Genomic DNA, 2,202 nt, shown 5'->3' with positions numbered 1-2,202 from the left:
GGCGCAGTCGGCACCGGCGCCGCCGAGTCGTCCTCGGGGTCGATCCGCGGCGACGTGGCTCAGTCCCCCGCCCGCCGCGCGAAGCGCAGCTGAGCAGAATCCATCTCGCGCAAACGGAAGAGTCGTCCTGGTGGGTACGGTGGAAAGGCGCCTTCTCTCGATCGAGCTGAGGCCTCAGGTCCACCGGCGGGCGAATCAGCTGCCAGCCGAAGCAGTAGCTAAGGCTTGCTAAGGTACGCCTTCGCCTGTCCAGGGCTCACGCAGGTCGTGGACCCGGACGCTCGATAGCTCGTGAACGGAGCTGGTCCCCACCCCCGTTGAATTTTTACCAAGAGAGGCACTAGATTAACCTCCTCGGTATGCGGCAGCGCGGACCTCACACCGGAGGCGCAGGCGGCCCCTGCAGGCAGAGAGGCGGGTAGGAAGGAAAACCATGGCTAAGAAGACCATTGCCGATGTCGACGTCAGCGGCCACAAGGTCCTGATGCGGGTCGATTTCAACGTACCGCTACAAGAGGGTCGGATCAGCGACGACCGGCGTATCCGCATGGCCCTCAAGTCGATTCGCAGCGTCTTGGATCGCGGCGGCTCGGTGGTGCTGATGAGCCACCTCGGTCGTCCCAAGGGCACAGGGGCCGAACCGGCCTTTACCTTGCGGCCGGCGGCGGAGCGCCTCGCCGAGCTGCTCGATCGTCCGGTAGCCTTCGCCAACGACACTATCGGTGACGAGGCCCGCGCCAAGGTCGAGGCCCTGGAGCCCCGCGGGGTCGTGCTGCTCGAGAACCTGCGCTTCGCGAAGGCGGAGAAGAAGGGCGGTGAGGATTTCGCCGCCGCCCTGGCCCAATTCGGCGATGTCTACTGCAACAACGCCTTCGGCACCTGCCATCGGGAGCACGCCTCGATGGTGGCGGTGCCGCGGCAGATGAAAGCGGCCGGCAAACCGGCGGTCTGTGGCTTCCTGGTGGAAAAAGAGATCCGCTACCTAGCCGGGGTCGTGGCCAATCCCGAGCGCCCGTTCCTCGCTATCCTCGGCGGCGCCAAGGTGTCGGACAAGATCGTCGTCATCGACAACTTGCTCGATCTCTGCGACACCATCCTGATCGGCGGCGCCATGGCCTACACCTTCGCTCTCGCCCATGGCCGGGCCGTCGGCAACAGCCTGGTGGAGCCCGATTTCGTCGACCAGGCACGCGCCATGCTGCAGCGTGGTGGCAGCAAGATCGTCCTGCCGGTCGATGACCACTGCGGCGACCGGTTGGCCAGCGACGGCGCCAAGCGCATCACCCGCGGCGACATCCCGGACGGCTTCGCCGGCTTCGATATCGGCCCGGAAACCCAGGCCCTCTTCGCCGGCCACATCGGCGCCGCCAGAACCGTCGTCTGGAACGGCCCGATGGGCGTCTTCGAAACCCCACCCTTCGACGCCGGCACCCGCGCCGTCGCCGAAGCCATCGCCGCGTCCGACGCCACCAGCCTCATCGGCGGTGGCGACTCCGCCGCCGCGATCCAGCAAATGGGCCTCGCCGACCGGGTCAGCCACGTCTCCACCGGCGGCGGCGCCAGCCTCGAGATGCTGGAGGGCAAGTCGTTCGCCAGCTTCGAGATCCTGGACGATGGCTGAAGACCGGTCAGGAGCGGGCTCGCTTCGGGCGGCGAACAGCCCGGGCCGGAAGCGACAATCCAAGTACCAGCTACAGCGCAGGCAGATGACTCGCCGATCGCGAGGGAACAGCAACGAGCAGGCATAGATCAACAGACTGGGGCCGCTGATATAGGCCAGGATGAACTGTCCCGAAACGAGGCAAAAGCTGGCCAGGAGGTCTCCGGCAAAGACCTGGTAAAGGAAGATCGTCGCCATGATCGGCAACAGCAGACGAGCCAAGGACAGGAGACGCCGCGCGATGGGGCTTGGGCAGAGCTGATAGTAAGGATACTCTGACAGGTCCTGGCCGCAGGCAGGACAGTGCCGTGGTGGCTTCCCATCCCTTCCGTTCCCTGGCCCGGAGCCAAACATCATGAGGAACGATACGCCGGGACAGCGCATTCGATTCGTTCATCGACCTCACCATCCGGAGGGCACGACTTGAGCTCTCAAGACCGCTGGATCTTCGCCATCACCTTGGTATTGGCCGACATCGTCGCGATCTTCATCCCTCTCGCCGCGGTCGTCGGGGCCTACGTCGTGATCGCGCGGCCGCCCTG

Annotated in this window: 1 protein-coding gene; it reads left to right on the top strand. The window is 65.6% G+C overall.

Translation table 11 applies throughout. From position 1 onward, the window contains the following. Positions 1-433 precede the first annotated feature (433 nt). On the top strand, positions 434-1,621 hold the full coding sequence (locus AAF481_20445) for a phosphoglycerate kinase (GenBank protein MEM7483536.1): 1,188 nt from the start codon (positions 434-436) through the stop codon (positions 1,619-1,621). The last annotated feature ends 581 nt before the right edge of the window (positions 1,622-2,202 follow it).

The sequence above is a fragment of the Acidobacteriota bacterium genome (genome assembly GCA_039030395.1).
Taxonomy (GTDB): Bacteria; Acidobacteriota; Thermoanaerobaculia; order Multivoradales; family JBCCEF01; genus JBCCEF01.
The sequence above is the reverse complement of the archived record's forward strand: the minus strand, read 5'-3'. Positions and strand labels throughout refer to the sequence as shown.

What these genes read in the sequence shown, in the direction of transcription:
- AAF481_20445 (MEM7483536.1), top strand. Translation starts at nt 434, where the DNA reads ATGGCTAAGAAGACCATTGCCGATGTCGACGTCAGCGGCCACAAGGTC.